The organism is Pseudomonas sp. THAF187a (genome assembly GCF_009363395.1).
GTDB lineage: Bacteria > Pseudomonadota > Gammaproteobacteria > Pseudomonadales > Pseudomonadaceae > Aquipseudomonas > Aquipseudomonas khazarica.
This window is the reverse complement of record NZ_CP045349.1, coordinates 2,183,490-2,199,951: the sequence shown is the minus strand read 5'-3', so window position 1 is coordinate 2,199,951 and position 16,462 is coordinate 2,183,490. Positions and strand designations below refer to the sequence as shown.

16 protein-coding genes, 1 other RNA gene and 2 pseudogenes are annotated in these 16,462 nt (G+C 65.5%); 7 read left to right on the top strand and 12 right to left on the bottom strand.

Annotation, left to right across the window (positions count from 1 at the left end):
* Positions 1 to 267 precede the first annotated feature (267 nt).
* A complete protein-coding gene (locus FIV02_RS10205) occupies positions 268 to 489 on the top strand; it encodes a hypothetical protein (protein WP_037054270.1) in 222 nt (73 codons plus the stop codon).
* A gap of 53 nt (positions 490 to 542) precedes the next feature.
* On the top strand, positions 543 to 830 hold the full coding sequence (locus tag FIV02_RS10200; protein WP_037054273.1) for a DUF3509 domain-containing protein: 288 nt from the start codon (positions 543 to 545) through the stop codon (positions 828 to 830).
* 197 nt (positions 831 to 1,027) lie between these two features.
* On the opposite strand, the gene ffs is transcribed toward FIV02_RS10200, so the two are convergent.
* From ffs to FIV02_RS25220, 3 genes and pseudogenes are all read right to left on the bottom strand, one after another.
* Positions 1,028 to 1,124: signal recognition particle sRNA small type (gene ffs / locus FIV02_RS10195), an RNA gene on the bottom strand.
* A 105-nt stretch (positions 1,125 to 1,229) separates the two neighbouring features.
* Positions 1,230 to 1,826 (bottom strand): annotated as a pseudogene (locus tag FIV02_RS25225) (methyl-accepting chemotaxis protein); the annotation flags it as partial.
* Positions 1,827 to 2,135: 309 nt separating this feature from the next.
* Positions 2,136 to 2,768, bottom strand: a pseudogene (locus FIV02_RS25220) (MCP four helix bundle domain-containing protein); the annotation flags it as partial.
* 587 nt (positions 2,769 to 3,355) lie between these two features.
* Here FIV02_RS25220 and FIV02_RS10185 point away from each other — a divergent pair.
* Positions 3,356 to 3,634 (top strand): HU family DNA-binding protein, encoded by a 279-nt coding sequence (locus tag FIV02_RS10185; RefSeq protein WP_037054278.1) that lies wholly within the window; start codon positions 3,356 to 3,358, stop codon positions 3,632 to 3,634.
* A 44-nt stretch (positions 3,635 to 3,678) separates the two neighbouring features.
* Here FIV02_RS10185 and FIV02_RS10180 read toward each other — a convergent pair whose 3' ends face one another.
* The 8 genes from FIV02_RS10180 to FIV02_RS10145 all read right to left on the bottom strand — a co-directional run bounded on the left by FIV02_RS10180 (position 3,679) and on the right by FIV02_RS10145 (position 11,011).
* Positions 3,679 to 3,972 carry a copper-binding protein gene (locus FIV02_RS10180; RefSeq protein ID WP_047589530.1) on the bottom strand — a complete coding sequence of 98 codons (294 nt, stop codon included), beginning with the start codon at positions 3,970 to 3,972 and terminating at the stop codon, positions 3,679 to 3,681.
* Positions 3,973 to 3,992: 20 nt separating this feature from the next.
* A complete protein-coding gene (locus FIV02_RS10175) occupies positions 3,993 to 4,493 on the bottom strand; it encodes a plastocyanin/azurin family copper-binding protein (protein ID WP_134678275.1) in 501 nt (166 codons plus the stop codon).
* 58 nt (positions 4,494 to 4,551) lie between these two features.
* Entirely contained in the window at positions 4,552 to 5,964 is a 1,413-nt protein-coding gene (locus FIV02_RS10170; RefSeq protein ID WP_152488544.1) for a multicopper oxidase family protein, read from the bottom strand.
* Positions 5,965 to 5,980: 16 nt separating this feature from the next.
* A complete protein-coding gene (locus FIV02_RS10165; protein WP_256663115.1) occupies positions 5,981 to 7,075 on the bottom strand; it encodes a TolC family protein in 1,095 nt (364 codons plus the stop codon).
* Positions 7,076 to 7,184: 109 nt separating this feature from the next.
* The gene (locus FIV02_RS10160) at positions 7,185 to 7,571 is read right to left on the bottom strand and encodes a hypothetical protein (protein WP_152488543.1); all 387 of its coding nucleotides are present in this window, start codon (positions 7,569 to 7,571) and stop codon (positions 7,185 to 7,187) included.
* Positions 7,572 to 7,638: 67 nt separating this feature from the next.
* The gene (gene arcD / locus FIV02_RS10155) at positions 7,639 to 9,066 is read right to left on the bottom strand and encodes an arginine-ornithine antiporter (protein WP_152488542.1); all 1,428 of its coding nucleotides are present in this window, start codon (positions 9,064 to 9,066) and stop codon (positions 7,639 to 7,641) included.
* 69 nt (positions 9,067 to 9,135) lie between these two features.
* Positions 9,136 to 9,738, bottom strand: a complete 603-nt coding sequence (locus FIV02_RS10150; protein WP_152488541.1) for a glutathione S-transferase family protein — start codon at positions 9,736 to 9,738, stop codon at positions 9,136 to 9,138.
* A 115-nt stretch (positions 9,739 to 9,853) separates the two neighbouring features.
* Positions 9,854 to 11,011: a PLP-dependent aminotransferase family protein gene (locus tag FIV02_RS10145; protein ID WP_152488540.1), complete on the bottom strand. Its 1,158-nt coding sequence runs from the start codon at positions 11,009 to 11,011 to the stop codon at positions 9,854 to 9,856.
* Positions 11,012 to 11,093: 82 nt separating this feature from the next.
* Here FIV02_RS10145 and FIV02_RS10140 point away from each other — a divergent pair, with 82 nt between their 5' ends.
* From FIV02_RS10140 to FIV02_RS10125, 4 genes are all read left to right on the top strand, one after another.
* Positions 11,094 to 11,609 carry a MarR family winged helix-turn-helix transcriptional regulator gene (locus tag FIV02_RS10140; protein WP_152488539.1) on the top strand — a complete coding sequence of 172 codons (516 nt, stop codon included), beginning with the start codon at positions 11,094 to 11,096 and terminating at the stop codon, positions 11,607 to 11,609.
* A gap of 135 nt (positions 11,610 to 11,744) precedes the next feature.
* Complete coding sequence (locus tag FIV02_RS10135) at positions 11,745 to 12,263, top strand: RNA polymerase sigma factor (RefSeq protein WP_037054308.1); 519 nt, start codon at positions 11,745 to 11,747, stop codon at positions 12,261 to 12,263.
* Complete coding sequence (locus FIV02_RS10130; protein ID WP_152488538.1) at positions 12,260 to 13,219, top strand: FecR family protein; 960 nt, start codon at positions 12,260 to 12,262, stop codon at positions 13,217 to 13,219. The genes FIV02_RS10135 and FIV02_RS10130 overlap by 4 nt, the downstream gene beginning before the upstream one ends.
* Before the next feature lie 81 nt (positions 13,220 to 13,300).
* Positions 13,301 to 15,706 carry a TonB-dependent siderophore receptor gene (locus FIV02_RS10125; protein WP_152488537.1) on the top strand — a complete coding sequence of 802 codons (2,406 nt, stop codon included), beginning with the start codon at positions 13,301 to 13,303 and terminating at the stop codon, positions 15,704 to 15,706.
* Positions 15,707 to 15,756: 50 nt separating this feature from the next.
* Here FIV02_RS10125 and FIV02_RS10120 read toward each other — a convergent pair whose 3' ends face one another.
* Positions 15,757 to 16,404, bottom strand: coding sequence for a hypothetical protein (locus FIV02_RS10120; RefSeq protein WP_152488536.1), 648 nt, complete (start codon positions 16,402 to 16,404; stop codon positions 15,757 to 15,759).
* Positions 16,405 to 16,462: the final 58 nt, after the last annotated feature.

The following is a 16,462-nucleotide window of genomic DNA, read 5'->3' as shown; positions in this document are numbered from 1 at the left end:
CGGTTCAACGTCTAGCGCATTCCTGCGCAGCCGCCCTCCCCGATCCCACCTGCTGACTGATCAGGCCGACTCGCCACTCACGTTAACTGGCGCAGTTCCTCCGCCTGCCTCCGACGTACTGACCACGCCGAAGAACCGTAACAATGGAACTTTATCGTGCTAATACAGCTCCGATCGGTTGACTGCTATGGCCGCTTTTCGGCCAACCCCATGGAGCGACACCACGCGCAACGAAGCGCACATGCTTTAAAGGAAACACTTAGAAAAATGCATACTCAACATCAGATTCAGAAAGCCATCAGCACGCTGACCCACGCCTTCGCCCCATTCGACTGCCGTATCCAGGCAGCGCGCAAAGGCAGCTTCAGCTTCACCCTGGTCGACAAGACCGGTATTGCCCAGTACAGCCAGCGCCTGTACCCGGGCCAGTACGGCGACGACTCGCTGCAACAGGTGATCGAGCGCACCCGCCAGTCGCTCATCGCCTGAACCTATCGCTCATCCTGAGGTCCAAACTGGCCAATCTCAGGATGGAGTAGGTCATGGAATTCACCAACCAGCAACTCGTCGATCACCTGTTCACCCCGCTGCGTGCCAACTTCAGCTCCCCACGGCCGGACGGCAGCGTCATCCTCGCCCTGCTCGACGAGAGCGACAGTACCGTCTACAGCCGCGTGCTGGCCAAGCCACAGCTCGACGACCAGAACGCCTTCGCCCAGAGCCTGGAAGACATCCGCCTCGAACTGGCCGTACGCGCTGGCAACATTCCTGCCGAACTGCGCAAGACGCTCAAGGAACAGGACAGCGTACTGAGCTATCGCACGGCCTGAACCAGACCGCCGTCAACAGAGCGCCCGATGCCATTGGCATCGGGCGTTTTCGTTCATGGCGCAACGATCGCCGCATGCTGCGCGAGTGCGCATGGACGGCTACGGAAACGGCGGTGACGAGCAGGCGGCAGCCCTGGCGATGCGCGCGCAAGCCAAGGAAAGATGATCGAGATGGGGAATCGCAGATTGGAGGCGAGCCCTGCCAGCCACACCCCGGCACACGATGTTCCCGCTGTGGCTGCTCCCTTCCGGGCCTGACCAGGTTCACAGGTAATCGTTGCGAGGGGACCGACAGGACCCACCATCACGCAGCCCGTCATTGCGACGGGCCGCGCCATTGTAACGACTAAATGCAAAGTTACAACCGGTTCAAACACTTAGATGCGTTGCAGCACCCTCTCACACGCGAAAACGCCCCACCAGCTGCGCCAGACCGTGGGACAGCTCGGACAGGTGCTGGCTGGCCCGCGTGCTCTGCTCGGAGGTCTGCGCCGCCTCGTTGGAGAGGTCACGAATGTCGCTGATGTTGCGGGCGATCTCCTCGGTCACGCTGCTCTGCTCCTCGCACGCCGTGGCGATCTGCGCGGCCATGTCGTTGATGCGCTGCACCGACTCACCAGTGACGTTCAACGCCTGGTCGACGCCGGCAGCCTGATCGACGCTCTGCCGTGCCCGTTCGCTCCCCGTGTGGGTCGCCTTGACCGCGTTCTGCACCCCGACCTGCAGGCGCTCGATCATGCCCTGAATGTCCTTGGTGGACTCCTGGGTACGCGCCGCCAATGCCCTGACCTCGTCGGCCACCACCGCGAAGCCCCGCCCCTGCTCGCCGGCTCGTGCCGCCTCGATGGCGGCGTTGAGCGCCAGCAGGTTGGTTTGCTCGGCGATGCCCTTGATCACGGCCAGCACCGCACCGATGTTGGCGGCCTCCTGCTCCAGGGTCTGGATGGTCGAAGAGGCGCTCTCCACTTCCTGCGCCAGCTGACGGATCGAGGCGATGGTCGCCCCCACCACCTCGGCTCCTTCGCGTGACTGTTGCTCGGCACTGCGCGCTGCATCCGCCGCATTCTGCGCATTGCGCGCCACCTCATGCACGGCCGTGCTCATTTCCGTCGCGGCGGTGCTGACCTGGTCGACCGCCGCATGTTCACTGCTGATCAACTGGTCATTGGCCGCCGCCAGACCGGCAAGGTTCTTCGCCGAGTCGGCCACCTCGTCGGTGACCCGCCCCACTTCCTTGATCAACGGCTGCAGCTTGTCGAGGAAGCGATTGAAGGCATGGCTGAGCTGGCCCAGCTCGTCCCTGGACAACACGTCGAGGCGCACGCGCAGGTCGCCATCGCCATCGGCGATCTGCTCGATGCGATGCAGCAGGCTGTGCAGGGGACGCGTCACCAGCAGCGGGAAGCCGATGACCAGCAGCAGGCAGACGGCCAGCCCCACGGCAATGACGATGCCCTGCTGCCAGGCCAGTTCTTCGCCATGGGCGATCGCCGCAGTGCCCACGGCGTTGGCGGAGCTGTCCTCCAGTTCGCCGAGCTTGTTGATGGCGCCACGCATCACCTCGAACTGCGCCTCGCTGTCACCGAAGCTGAGGTGGCTGGCCTCCTCGGGGTTGCTGGCGGCCAGCTGCAATACTTTCAGGGAGGTGGCTTTCCACAGTTCGAAGCCGCGATCGAACTCGGCGACCAGCGCCATCGCTTCGCCGCCCGGCTGCATGTCCGCGAACTTGTGCACACGGTCATAGGCCTGCTGCAGGTTCTCGGTGTGCGCAGCACGCAGCTCCTCGAGATGGCTGCCCGAATCCTCGTCGAGCATGCTGCGCTCGGCGATGAACGCCTGGTAGAGATCCCGGTCGGCATTGAGCAACAGGCTGATGCCTGGCAGGAAACGGTTGGTCAGGGTCGTCGAGGAATCGGCCACCTGCGTGATGCCACGCATGCCGAGCACGCCCATGGCCACCAACAGGGCCGCCAGAAGGAGAATGGGCAGGGCAATTTTCCAGCGAAAACCAAGGTCAGTGAAGGCACGCAGCATGATTGCACTCCAGTATCAATCAGGTAAGAGCAAGCATAGTCGAGGCTGGCAAAACTGATTCGTCAGCCTTCCTGGCCGTGAGCCTAGGCACGAAGGCTTAACACTTCGTTAAGCCCGATCAGGGTGCGTAATGCGGTTGCACAGGCTTGGCTCCCCTCTCCCATTTATGGGCGAGGGGCTGGGGGTGAGGGCTGAAAATGCCGCAAAGCTGCCAGTGCCCCCTCTCCGAACGCGGCCCGCCCTAACCCTCTCCCCAACGGGGCGAGGGGACTCGCGTCCGACCACCCTTTATGTGGACAGCATTCCGACCAGGGTCCCGGCTTTTTTATCCGCCACCCGGAACCACCCGACCCGCTGCGACACTAAGCCCTATCGGAAGTGTCTGCCACGGCACTCCCGGACTGTACCTTTTGTGCTAGCTTTCCCTCGTTTTCGGCTGCCCGGGCACGACCCAGCGCACCGAACCTCTCACCTGCAAACGGAGTTACATCATGGCAATCACCAAAGACCAACTGATCAGCGACCTGGCCGAGGCCGTTTCCCTGCCGAAAGCCACTGTTCGCACCCTGATCGATCAGCTGGGCGAAATTGTCGGCGACGCACTGGAAAACGACGGTGAGATCACCCTTCCTGGCATCGGCAAACTGAAGGTGAGCGAGCGTCCGGCCCGCACCGGTCGCAACCCGCAGACCGGCAAGAGCATCGAGATCGCGGCCAAGAAAGTGGTCAAGCTGGTGCCTGCCAAGGCGCTGAGCGATGCGCTGAACTGATTGTCTGCCGGCCCGGACGCAATGCCGGGCCGGCCTGTTTCGGCTTACTTCAGTACATTCAATTCGGTGACGACGTAGCGACTCCCCCGCTGCTCCACCTGAAAGCTCACCTTCTCCCCGCCTGAAACGCCTTCCAGCAATTTCGGCTCGCCCACCTCGAACACCATGGTCATCGGCGGCATGCCGACGCTGGCGATGGGGCCGTGACGCAGGGTGATCTTCTGCGCTGCAATATCCACCTTGCGCACCTCGCCCTGGCTCAGCGGCGCGGGTTCGGCGGCCTGCAACGGCAGGCTGAACAGGGTGGCCAGGGCCGTGATCATCAATGTGCTCTTCATACGTGCATTCCTCCAGCAGGTCATTCGGCCAGCACCTGGATGCGGCCAGTCATGCCGGCCTGGTAGTGGCCGGCGATCAGGCAGGCGAAGTCGAACTCGCCTGCACGGTTGAACGTCCAGATCATCTCGCCGCTCTGCCCGGGCGCGACATGCGCCATGTAGGGCTCGTCGTGCTCCATGCCGGGAAACCTGGCCATCATCGCGGCATGCTGATCCAGCTCGGCTCGGGTGCCGATGACGAACTCATGCAGCAACTGCCCGTCGTTGTGATGAACGAAACGGATGGTTTCGCCCTGCCTGACCTGCAGGCGATCCGGTGTGAAACGCATCTGGTCGCCCATGCGGATGTCGATGCTGCGATCGACCTGTGCAGCGCTGCCAGCGATGCCCCAGGGCTTTTGTTCCATCGGCATCGCCGCAGCGTCGTGAGTGCCATGGGCTTCGCCGTGGGCAAGTGCCAACGGGCTATTCAGGACGCCACCCAGCGTCAGGGTCAGGGCAAGAAGCGATAGGGTTTTCATTCAGGATGTTCCTCGATTGGTCTGCTGACCGGGCCGCGCGTGGCGGCCCGGCGTGTTTTCAATGCCCGGCATGGCCACCGGGTTTGCGTACCTGCACGTCCACCGGCGCCTCGACCGGCCGCTCGAGCGGCATCGACTGACCGCCGCCGTCATGCGTGCGGCTCGGCTCGGCCAGGGCGCCTGTCCACTCGTAGGCCTGCGAACCAGGCGGATGCCTGAACCAGCCCGGATTGCGGTAATCACCAGCGGCCTGCTCCTTGCGCACCTTGAGCAGGGTGAACATGCCGCCCATCTCCACCGAGCCGAAGGGCCCGTCACCGGTCATCATCGGCACGGTGTTGTCCGGCAGCGGCATCGGCATCTCCGCCATGTCGGCCATGCCGCGCTCGCCCATCACCATGTAGTCGGGCACCAGCCTGGCGATCTTGCCGGTCATGTCGCGGTGATCGACGCCGACCAGCGTCGGCACGTCGTGGCCCATGGCATTCATGGTGTGGTGGCTCTTGTGGCAATGCAGTGCCCAGTCGCCCTCCTCGTTGGCGATGAACTCCACCTGGCGCATCTGCCCCACCGCCACGTCGGTGGTCACTTCCGGCCAGCGCGAAGCAAGTGGGGTCGGTCCGCCGTCGGTACCGGTCACCTCGAATTCGTGGCCGTGCAGATGGATCGGGTGGTTGGTCATGGTCAGGTTGCCGACACGCAGGCGCACCCGCTCGCCCTGACGCGCCACCAGCGGATCGATGCCGGGAAACACGCGACTGTTGAAGGTCCACAGGTTGAAGTCGAGCATCTGCATGATCTTCGGCGTGTAGGCGCCGGGCTCGATGTCGTAGGCGTTGAGCAGGAAGCAGTAGTCGCGGTCCACCTCACTGATCAGCGGATGGTGCTCCCTGGGGTGGGTGACCCAGAACCCCATCATGCCCATGGCCATCTGCACCATCTCATCGGCATGCGGGTGGTACATGAAGGTGCCGGGCCGGCGCGCGACGAACTCGTAGACGTACGTCTTGCCCACCGGGATCGCCGGCTGGGTCAGGCCCGAGACGCCGTCCATGCCGTTGGGCAGGCGCTGGCCATGCCAATGGATGCTGGTGTGCTCGGGCAGCTTGTTGGTGACGAAGATGCGTACCCGGTCGCCCTCCACTACCTCGATGGTCGGCCCCGGTGACTGGCCGTTGTAGCCCCACAGGTGAGCCTTGTAGCCGGGCGCCAGCTCGCGCACCACCGGCTCGGCGACCAGGTGGAACTCCTTGACGCCGTTGTTCATGCGCCACGGCAGCGTCCAGCCGTTGAGCGTCACCACCGGGTTGTAGGGGCGCCCGCTGTCCGGCTGCAAGGGCGGCTGGGTATCGGCGCTGGCCTGCAGCACCGGCTCGGGCAACGCCGCCAGGGACACCCGGCTGACCGCCGAGGTGGCGACCGCCGCACCGATGGCACTGGCACCGAGAAAGAAATCACGTCGTGAAACCATGTCAGCAGATCCTTGTTCAGTGGCCGCCAGCGGCCGGCTCGGCACTGGCGACTGGCGCCGCGGCGAGCGTGGGATTGGGTGTGCCCAGCAGGGCCATGTCGAGGTCGGCGCGGGCCAGCCAGAAATCGCGCTGCGCCTGCAGATAGCCATCCACCGCCTGCACCTGGCGACGGGCGTCGGCAAGCAGTTCGAAGGTGCTGATGAACATGCCGTTGTAGCGCAGCAGGTTTTCCTCGGCCATGCGCTGGCGCAGCGGCAGGACCTCGACGCGATAGTGGCGCGCCAGTTCGAAGGCGTTGCGATAGGCCTGGTAGGCCTCGCGCACCTGCGAACGGGCATTGATCGCCGTCTCGGCAGCCCGGTTGAGCGCCTGGCGATACTGCGCCTCGGCCCTCGCCACCTTGGCGCCGCTCCAGTCGAACAGCGGCAGTTCGACGCTGATCTCGTAACCGCGCTGGGTCGGTTCCTCGTTGGAGCGGTTGTTGACCACGCCCAGCTCCAGCACGTTGACGAAGCGTGTGGTGCGCGTCAGCCCAAGGTTCTGCGCCAGCCGTTCGACGTCCAGGCGCATCGCCTGAATGTCCTGGCGCTGGCTCATGGCCAGACGCTCCACCTCCGGCAGTTCATCGGCGGCATCCGGTAACGGCGGCAAGCGCTCGGGCAGGCGATAGGCAATCTGCTCGCCCCACAGGCCGAGCAGCCGGGTCAGCCGCTCGCGGCTGGCCACCCGCGCCTGTTCGGCACGCAGTACGGCGATCCCCGCCTCGGCATAGAAGCCCTGCTGCTCGGCCTGCTGCAACTTGCTGAAGTTGCCGACCGCCGCCAGCCGCCTGGCCAGTTCGGCGCCAGCTTCGGCGGCCTCCAGCACCTGCCGCGCGTAGACCAGCCCCTCCTCCGCCGCGACCGTCTGGTACCAGGCCTTGCGCGTCTCGCTGGCCAGCTCGACCACCGCCAGGCTGGTGCGGCGCTGCAACTGCTCGAAGCGCCTGCCTTCGAGACGCGAGGTCATCGGCAAGGCGATCAACCGCGCCAGGTTCAGGTGCAGGCCGCGCTCGTATTCCACTTCGCGGCCTTTCTCCAGGCGCCCGTAGGAGAAACCGGGATAAGGCACCCAGCGACCATCCGGCAATCGGATGAAACTTCATGATGTGTTCTCGCGTAGGGCGGCCAACCGGCCGCATGAGCTACAAGCACCGGTCTACGGCGCTAACCTCGGGGGCTCAGGCGAGAAAAGGACGCGGGGGGCGTTCAGGCGTGTCGGCGACGCCGATGACGAGGCGATCGGGCCAGGCCATGGGCGGCTCGGCGCTTCGCGCGATGCTGTGATTCAGGAACGGCTCGCCGGGCGCGGCGACACCGACGCAGAAGGCGCACAGGGTGCAGACACCGCCATCAGCGGCGGGCGCGGCATCCTGCTGCAGGTCAGGCGCGTCGGCCGTGGCCATGCCATGAGCCATGCCGGACGCGCCATGCTCCGTCATGTTCATCGACATGACGCTGCTGCGGTGGACCTGCTGGCAAAGTTGCATGCCGAGCGCCGCCATGGCCTGTGTCGGCAAGGCCAACATCAGCATCCAGATCAGGGCGGTACGCAGGGTCTTGCGCATAGAGGTCATGCAGCCGGTTCAGCAAGCGATGTTCGGATTATCCTTACGCCGGGCGCTTTGTCCAGCGCTACAAGGTCAAATGTCCGGCATACAGGCCATAGCCAGCCACCACGGCGGTCAGCAGCACCGCGCTGAAGATCAACCATTCATGAGGCTGGAACAAGGCCTGGCCCAGCTCGCGTTTGGCCCGCCGGAACAGCAGCACGCCCGGCGCGTAGAGCAGCGCCGACAGCAGCAGGTACTTCACCCCGCCGGCATACAGCAACCAGGCGGCATACAGAATCGCCAGCAGACCGACCAGCAGATCCTTGCGCCGTACTGCGGCTTGCGCCTCGTAGGTCTCGCCACGCACCACCAGCAGCAGCGCGTAGACAGACGACCACAGATAGGGCACCAGGATCATCGACGAGGCCAGATAGATCAGCGACAGGTAGGTGCCCTGAGCGAACAGGATGATCAGCAGGAACAACTGGATCATCGCGTTGGTCAGCCAGAGCGCGTTGGCAGGCACCTTGTTGGCGCTCTCCCGGCGCAGGAAGGCCGGCATGGTGCCGTCCTTCGCCGCGACGAAGAGGATCTCCGCGCAGAGCAGCGCCCAGGACAGCAATGCACCGAGCAGCGAGACGGCCAGGCCGACGCTGATCAGCACCGCGCCCCAGCGCCCCACCACATGCTCCAGCACACCAGCCATCGACGGGTTCTGCAACGCGGCCAGCTCGGGCTGGCTCATCACCCCCAGCGACAGCAGGTTGACCAGCATCAGCAATGCCAGCACCCCGAGAAAGCCGATCACCGTGGCCGTGCCGACATCCCTGCGCCGTTCGGCACGCGAGGAGTACACGCTGGCCCCCTCGATACCGATGAACACGAACACGGTGACCAGCATCATGTTGCGCACCTGCTCCAGCACGCTACCGAACTGCGGATTGCTGCGCCCCCAGATATCCCGCGTGAAGACGTCGCGATCGAATGCCAGGCCGACGATGACGATGAACAGCAGGATCGGCACCAGCTTGGCCACCGTGGTGACCAGGTTGATCAGCGCCGCCTCCTTGATCCCGCGCAGCACCAGGGCATGCACGCACCACAGCAACACCGAGGCGCAGCCGATGGCCAGGGGCGTATTGCCCTCGCCGAAGGCCGGGAAGAAATAGCCCAGCGTCGAGAACAGCAGGACGAAGTAACCGACGTTGCCCAGCCAGGCGCTGATCCAGTAGCCCCAGGCCGAGGAGAAGCCCATGTAATCGCCCAGACCGGCTTTGGCATAGACGTATACGCCACCGTCCAGCTCCGGTTTGCGATTGGCCAGGCCCTGGAACACGAACGCGAGCGCCAGCATGCCCACCGCCGTGATTCCCCAGCCGATCAGCACCGCACCGACATCCGCCCGGGCGGCGATGTTCTGCGGCAGCGAGAAGATCCCGCCACCCACCATCGAGCCCACCACCAGCGCGGTGAGCGCACCCAGGCTCAGTTTTCGACTTCCGTCCGACATGGCGGTCCCTCTGCGAGCTACCGCCAAACTCTAGACCAGAGCGGTGAACCTACCAGCACACTTCCCCGCTCAGCCCAGCATGGTCACGTGATGCGGGTGGCTGGCCACGCGATCGAGCCAGGCACGCACCGCCGGGAAGGATTCGAGGCTGAAGCCGCCTTCGTCCGCGACATGGGTATAGGCATAGAGCGCGATATCGGCGATGGAGTAGTGCTCACCGACCAGATAGGGCGTGCGTTCGAGCTGCCTCTCCATGACCTTGAGCGCCTTGTAGCCGAGCTTCAGGCAGCGCGCGTGCTCCTCGCGCCGCTCCTCGGGCATCCCCTGGTAGAGCTGGATGAAGCGCGCCACCGCGACATAAGGCTCATGGCTGTACTGCTCGAAGAACTGCCACTGCAGCACCTGAGTACGCAGGCGCGGCTCGCTGGGCAGGAACTCGCTGCCGTCGGCAAGGAAGTTGAGAATGGCGTTGGACTCCCACAGGCAGGTGCCGTCGTCCAGCTCCAGCACCGGAATCTTGCCGTTGGGGTTCTTCGCCAGGAAGGCTTCGCTCTGCGTCTCGCCCTTGAGGATATCGATGGGAACCCACTGGTACGGCTTGCCCAGCAGATGCAGCATCAGCTTGACCTTGTAGCAGTTGCCCGAACGGTAGTCGCCATAGACCTTGAACATCGCGTTGCCCTCCCTATCAATCCTCGCGGCAAGCTCGCCGCCAATCACCCTGCCTGCCGGAGCTGCCGTGTCCGGAGCTGTCGCGGCTCACGCCGCGCCTGCAGGCAAACAACCCTCACGCACCCTGCGCAGCACGGATCACCGCAGCCAACCGGCGCAACCCCTCGCCCAGGCGCTCCGGCGCCACATGGCTGAAGTTCAGTCGCAGATGCCCGGGGTTGGCGTCCGGGTCGATGAAGAACGGCTCGCCCGGCATGAAGGCGACATTCTGCGCCAACGCCGCATCGAGCAGCGTACGAGTATCGAGCGGCTGCTTCAGGGTCAGCCAGAAGAACAGGCCGCCCTGCGGAACCTCCCACTCGGCGAGATCGCCGAAATGCTCCAGCAGCGCACCCTGCATGGCGTCGCGGCGGATACGGTAGAAGTCACGCAGTTCGGCCAGGTGACCACGGTACTGCTCGCTGCCCAGCCACTGCAGCGCCTGCCACTGACCGATGCGGTTGGTGTGCAGGTCGGCCGACTGTTTCAGACGCAGCAGGTGCGGGTACAGGTCCTTGGTGGCGATCAGATAGCCCACGCGCAGGCCCGGCAGCAGCGTCTTGGACACGGTGCCGGTGTAGATCCAGCTGGCTTTGCGCAGGCGGCTGACGATGGGCGTGGCGCTGCCGGCATCGAACACCAGCTCGCGGTACGGCTCGTCCTCGATCAGGGTCACGCCGAATTCGTCGAGCAGCGCCGCCACGGCCTCGCGCTTGGCTTCGCTGTAGCGCGTGGCGGACGGATTCTGGAACGTCGGGATCAGGTAGGCGAAAGCCGGCTTGTGTTGTTCCAGGCGCTGGCGCAACACGGCCAGCTCGGGGCCATCGGCCTCCTGCGGCACGCTGATGCAGTCGGCACCGAACAGCTGGAACGCCTGCAGCGCCGCCAGGTAGGTCGGCGCCTCGAGCAGCACTTCGGTGCCCGGATCGATGAACAGCTTGGCGGCCAGGTCCAGCGTCTGCTGCGAGCCACTGACGATCAGCACCTGGCTGGCATCGCACGGCACCCCCAGGGCACGCGCCTCGGCAGCGATGGCTTCGCGCAGCGCCGGCTCGCCTTCGCTCATGCCGTACTGGCCCATGCTCGCCGGCATCTCGGCCCAGTCCACCTTCGGCAGCATCGGCTCGGCCGGCAGGCCACCGGCGAAGGACATCACCTCCGGACGCTGCGCCGCGGCAAGAATTTCACGGATCAGGGAGCTTTTCAGGCGGGCGATGCGTTCGGAGAAGGCCATGGTGTGTCCTGGGGTGCCAAAGTCGTTTAATTAAGTCAAACTGCTTGACCGAAACTACGCCGCCACCCAGAGATACGTCAATATGACTGACCTAAAAAATTTCTCCGAGAAATTTTTAACGTCGCCCGGCGACAGCCCCCAGGGTGGCCTCAATGGTGCGCAGGTCATTCGCAATTCCGCCGCCCAGCAGGCCGCCATGGAGGCCTTCTTCTTCGGCTATCAGGCCTTCACCGCCAAGCCCGACGAGATGCTGGCCAAGCGCGGGCTGTCGCGCGTGCACCACCGCATCCTGTTCTTCATCGCCAAGTACCCGGGCCTGAACATGACCGAACTGCTCGGTTACCTGGGCGTCAGCAAGCAGGCATTGAACATGCCGCTGCGCCAGTTGATGGAGATGCACCTGGTGCAGAGCGAGGCGGCAGCGGACGACAAGCGCAAGCGCCTGCTGGTGTTCACGCCGGAAGGCGCCAAGCTGGAACAGGCCCTGCGCCGGGAACAGGCCCGCCTGCTGCAGCGCGCGTTCGCCGAAGTGGGCGAAGACGCCGTGCAGGGCTGGCTCCAGGTCAACCTGGCCCTGGCCTCCAGCCACAGCAACTAGTCCGCGCCGTGGCCCGTGCAGCTGGCCTTCTGCAACCATCCATCGCCGATTTGACGCAGCGATTGCGTCATGGCCGCCTCCTCTGCGAACATATGCGAATCATTATCAACTCAACTTAGATCTCGCGAGGGGCGTGTGTCGGTCCAGGACTCCAGCAATCAGCAGTTGGTCGGCCTGCTCTACCGCGATCACCGCGACTGGCTGTTCGGCTGGCTGCGCAAGAGCCTGAACTGCGCGCAACGCGCGGAAGACCTGAGCCAGGACACCTTCGTCCGCCTCCTGGGGCGCACCGAGCTGCACAGCCCACGCGAACCCCGCGCCCTGCTCACCACCATCGCCAAAGGGCTGCTGGTCGACCAGTTCCGGCGCAATGCCCTGGAACGCGCCTACCTGGATGAACTGGCGCTGGCCCCCGAAGCCGTGCAACCCAGCCCGGAAGAACAGGCGCTGGCCCTGGAGCAGCTGGCGGAGATCGATCGCCTGCTCGGTCAGTTGTCGAGCAAGGCGCGCGCGGCATTCCTCTACAACCGCCTGGACGGTCTCGGCCATGCCGAGATCGCCGAGCGCCTGGGGGTCTCCCCTTCCCGCGTGCGCCAGTACCTCGCCCAGGGTCTTCGCCAGTGCTATGTCGCGCTGTATGGGGCACCGCAATGAGCCAGGTTTCGGCTCGCGCCCTGGATGAGGCGATCGCCTGGCAGCTGTGTCTGGGTTCGGGCAATGCCAGCGAGCAACAGCACCGCGAGTTCGCCAGGTGGCTGGCCGCCCATCCCGAGCACGGCCTGGTCTGGCGCCGCCTCGGCGGGATCGATCAGCAACTCGCGGCGGCCAACACGCCCCTGGCGCGCCGTGCGCTGCTGCAAGGCGGCATCAACCGCCGACGCAGCTTGCGTCGCCTGGGCGGTGGCACCCTCGGCCTGCTGCTTGCCACCGGCGTCGCCCTGACCCTGCTGGCCCAACAGCGCCCGCTGGACGACTACCTGGCCGACTATCACACCGCCAGCGGCGAGCAGCGCGACCTGTTGCTCGCCGACCGCAGCCAGGTGCGCCTCAACAGCCGCAGTGCGCTGGACGTGGAGTTCGACGCCAAAGAGCGTCGCCTGCGCCTGCGCAGTGGCGAGATCCTGATCCAGACGGCCAAGGGCGATACTCGCCCGTTCATCGTCGAGACCGAGCAGGGCCGCCTGCACGCGCTGGGCACGCGCTTCCTGGTGCGCCGCGAAGGTGCGGCGACCGAGCTGATCGTCCTGCAGTCGGCCGTCGCCGCCAGGCCGCGGGCTGCCACCGAGGAACGCATCATCCACAGCGGCGAGCAGGTGCGCATGGACCGCCATCATCTGAGCGACAGCTCGCCCGCGCCGGTCGGCGCCGATGCCTGGAGCCGCGGCATGCTGGTGGCGGACAACCTGCCGCTGCAACAGCTGATCGACCAGCTGGGCGAATACCGCAGCGGCTACCTGGGCCTCGATCCGAGCCTGAGCGGCCTGCGCATCAGCGGCAGCTTCCCGCTGCACGACAGCGACAAGGCACTGGCCGCCATCGCCCTCAGCCTGCCCGTGCAAACCGAGCGACTGGGCCCCTGGTGGACTCGCGTGGTGCCCCGGGAAAAATAGTTTTCCCTCCCCCCTGTCACTTTTTCGTTCTGCTTCGGCAAGAAGGCATTGAGATACATTAACTCTTAGGAGACGTTCGCAATGTCCTTCCGCCCTGCTCCGTTCCGCCACACACTGCTGGCCCTCACCGTCGCCTGCGCCGGCCATGTCGGCCTGGCCCACGCCGAAGCCTATCAGTTGCCGGCAGGCCCACTGGCGCCGACGCTCAATCAGATTGCCAGCCAGGCCGGCGTGACCCTGAGCATCGACCCGGCCCTGACCGAGGGCAAACGTTCGGCGCCGGTCAGCGGTGACTACGAAGCCCTCGACGCGCTGAACCAGGCACTGCGCGGCACCGGCCTGCAGCTGCAGGGACGCGGCGGCGCCTACAGCCTGGCCCCCGCAGCGGAAGCGGCGATGGCCCTGCCGGACGTTACCGTCACCGCCAGCGAGCAGGCGGCCGAACGCGCCCTGGGCCCGACTCGCGGCTACCTGGCCAACCGCACGGCCACCGGCACCAAGACCGATACGCCACTGCTGGAAACCCCACGCTCGATCTCCGTGGCCACCCGTGCGCAGATGCAGGATCGCAAGGTGCAGAACCTCGACGATGCCGTGCGCTACATGCCCGGCGTGATCGCCAGCAGCTACGGCAGCGACAGTCGCGCCGACTGGATGAAGATCCGCGGCTTCGAACCGATCCAGATGCTCGATGGCCTGCCGCTGCCCAAGGGCAGCTACACCATGGCCAAGCTGGAAACCTGGAACCTGGAGCGCGTCGCCGTGCTGCGCGGGCCGGCTTCATCGGTCTATGGCCAGACCCCGCCCGGTGGCCTGGTCGATGCCGTCAGCCGCCGGCCGCAGGCCGAGAGCAGCCATGAGGTGCAGGTGCAGATCGGCAACTACCAGCACAAGCAGATCAGCTTCGACAGCACCGGCAAGATCGACGACGACGGTCGTTTCCTCTACCGCTTCAGCGGTGTCGGCCGTGACAGCGGCACGACCGTCGAGCATATCGACGATCAGCGCTTCAACCTGGCGCCGAGCCTGACCTGGAATATCGCCGACGAAACCAGGCTGACCCTGCTCGGCCAGTTCAACCGCGACGATACCGGTGGCACCAGCCAGTTCCTGCCGTTGCAGGGCACCAAGCTCGATACGCCGGCTGGCAAGGTCGACTACAACAAGAACCTCGGCGACCCCGACTGGGAGTTCTACGACAAGACCTTCTATGCCCTGGGCTATGCCTTCGAGCACCGTCTCGACGACATCTGGCAGTTCCGCCAGAACCTGCGCTACAGCAAGCTCGAACTGGACAATCAGATCATCACCGCAGGTGGCTGGTCCGGTGCGGTCAGCGACGACGGCAGCGTCAGCCGCGGGGCCAACGTGTACGACGAGAACATCAGCCATTTCGCCGTGGACAACAACTTCCAGGCCGACTTCAGCACCGGCGCGCTGGATCACACCCTGCTGCTCGGCCTGGATTACCTGCGGGTGAACACCGACTACCGCTGGCTCTACGGCAGCGCGCCGAGCAGCAACATCATCACCCCGATCTACGGCCGGGACTTCAGCGGCGTCACCTACGGCGCCTTACAGGACTACAACCAGAAGCGCCGCAACACCGGCCTCTACCTGCAGGATCAGATCGCCCTGGACGCCTGGCGCCTGACCCTCGGAGGGCGCTGGGACCGACTGGAAACCGACTCGGTGTTCCACAACGCCAGCGACGCCAAAGACAGCCGCCGCGACAGCCAGTTCAGCGGCAACGCGGCGCTCAGCTACGTCTTCGACAGCGGCTTCACCCCGTACCTCTCCTATGCCGAGTCCTTCCAGGCCGAAGCAGGCGGCAGTGGTGGCGAAGCGTTCAAGCCCAGCACCGGCAAGCAGTACGAACTGGGGGTCAAGTACCAGCCACCCGGCAGCGACCTGCTGCTGACCGCTGCGGTCTATGACCTGAAACGGCAGAACATCGTCACCACCAACGTCGCCGGGGCCACCGAGCCGGTCAGTGAAGTCCAGGTACGCGGCCTGGAACTGGAGGCCACCGGTAACGTCACGGAAAACCTCAGCCTGACCGCGTCCTACACCTACACCAACAGCAAGATGACCGAGGTGGGCGACCCGCGTGACAAGAACCGCGCGCTGCCGCTGATCCCCGAGCATCAGGCGTCCGTCTGGGCCGACTACGACTGGCATCAGGGCGTGCTGGCAGGCTTCGGGGTGGGCTTCGGCGCTCGCTTCGTCGGCTCCACGGACAACATCGCGGTCGGCAGCATGGGCTTCGTGCGCGACGCCTCCGACGGCCACAGCAGCGCCTACACCGTCTACGATGCCGTCGTGCGCTACGACCTGGGCCAGCTCGATAGCAGCCTGCGCGGCGCCAGCCTGTCGCTCAATGCCAGCAACCTGTTCGACAAGGAGTACCTGGCCACCTGCGACGGCTTCTACTGCTATGCCGGCGACCCGCGCCGGGTCACTGCCAGCCTCGACTACAAGTGGTAGGCAGCACACCGGGGTCGCCCAGCGGGCGGCTCCGGCCCTATGCAACACCCTCAGTCAACCTGCTCCGGCAACTCGTCCGCCGCACTGAAGAACACCCGCATCAGCGCCACTCCGGCACCGAGCAGGGGCAGCACGGCCAGCAGCGCCAGTATCACGCTGGCCAGCATCACCCCGCCGACGATGTCGAGCCAGGCCATCACCCTCAGCGCCGGATAGGGGCATGCCACCTTCAGCAGGCGAATTCCCAGCCAGGCGGTGCAGGCCCCCGTCAGCGCCAGCAGCAGCATGTAGCCCAGCGTCGGCCAATCCAGAGCGGTGAACAGCTGCTCGCCGAATGCGCGGTCCGCCAGTTCCAGCGACACCGTCACCAGCAGCAGGCTCCAGATCGGAGCCGCCAGCTGCCGGGCGGCGAAGCGTGCCTCGGCGAACGCCTTGAAGCGCAGCAGCAGGTAGCAGCCAAGCAGCACCAGCATCAGGCTCAACCAACCGATGTAGCTCTGCAGCCGCTGCGCCTCGCGCTCATCCAGCCATGCGCCGGCCAGGGTCAGGCCGACCACCAGGGCATTGGCCAGCACCGCCACCAGCGCCAGCCAGCCAAGCACACGCAGCTGGCGGGCGCTCCAGCCCGGCAGTGGCGGCCCCCCGCGACGGTCGAGCAATTCCACCTGCGGTGCGCTGTAGGGATTGTCCGACTGCATCACCCTGCCCCTGTTCGACGATGGCTGCAGGCTAACCAGCCAGGTCCCGCTTGAACAG

Bases quoted from the DNA above. Each gene is read 5' to 3' on its own strand.
- FIV02_RS10120 (WP_152488536.1), bottom strand. From the start codon at position 16,404: ATGCAGTCGGACAATCCCTACAGCGCACCGCAGGTGGAATTGCTCGAC.
- FIV02_RS10145 (WP_152488540.1), bottom strand. From the start codon at position 11,011: ATGGCCTTCTCCGAACGCATCGCCCGCCTGAAAAGCTCCCTGATCCGT.
- FIV02_RS10140 (WP_152488539.1), top strand. From the start codon at position 11,094: ATGACTGACCTAAAAAATTTCTCCGAGAAATTTTTAACGTCGCCCGGC.
- FIV02_RS10125 (WP_152488537.1), top strand. From the start codon at position 13,301: ATGTCCTTCCGCCCTGCTCCGTTCCGCCACACACTGCTGGCCCTCACC.
- FIV02_RS10130 (WP_152488538.1), top strand. From the start codon at position 12,260: ATGAGCCAGGTTTCGGCTCGCGCCCTGGATGAGGCGATCGCCTGGCAG.
- FIV02_RS10170 (WP_152488544.1), bottom strand. From the start codon at position 5,964: ATGGTTTCACGACGTGATTTCTTTCTCGGTGCCAGTGCCATCGGTGCG.
- FIV02_RS10175 (WP_134678275.1), bottom strand. From the start codon at position 4,493: ATGAAAACCCTATCGCTTCTTGCCCTGACCCTGACGCTGGGTGGCGTC.
- FIV02_RS10150 (WP_152488541.1), bottom strand. From the start codon at position 9,738: ATGTTCAAGGTCTATGGCGACTACCGTTCGGGCAACTGCTACAAGGTC.
- FIV02_RS10205 (WP_037054270.1), top strand. From the start codon at position 268: ATGCATACTCAACATCAGATTCAGAAAGCCATCAGCACGCTGACCCAC.
- FIV02_RS10200 (WP_037054273.1), top strand. From the start codon at position 543: ATGGAATTCACCAACCAGCAACTCGTCGATCACCTGTTCACCCCGCTG.
- arcD (WP_152488542.1), bottom strand. From the start codon at position 9,066: ATGTCGGACGGAAGTCGAAAACTGAGCCTGGGTGCGCTCACCGCGCTG.
- FIV02_RS10180 (WP_047589530.1), bottom strand. From the start codon at position 3,972: ATGAAGAGCACATTGATGATCACGGCCCTGGCCACCCTGTTCAGCCTG.
- FIV02_RS10185 (WP_037054278.1), top strand. From the start codon at position 3,356: ATGGCAATCACCAAAGACCAACTGATCAGCGACCTGGCCGAGGCCGTT.
- FIV02_RS10160 (WP_152488543.1), bottom strand. From the start codon at position 7,571: ATGCGCAAGACCCTGCGTACCGCCCTGATCTGGATGCTGATGTTGGCC.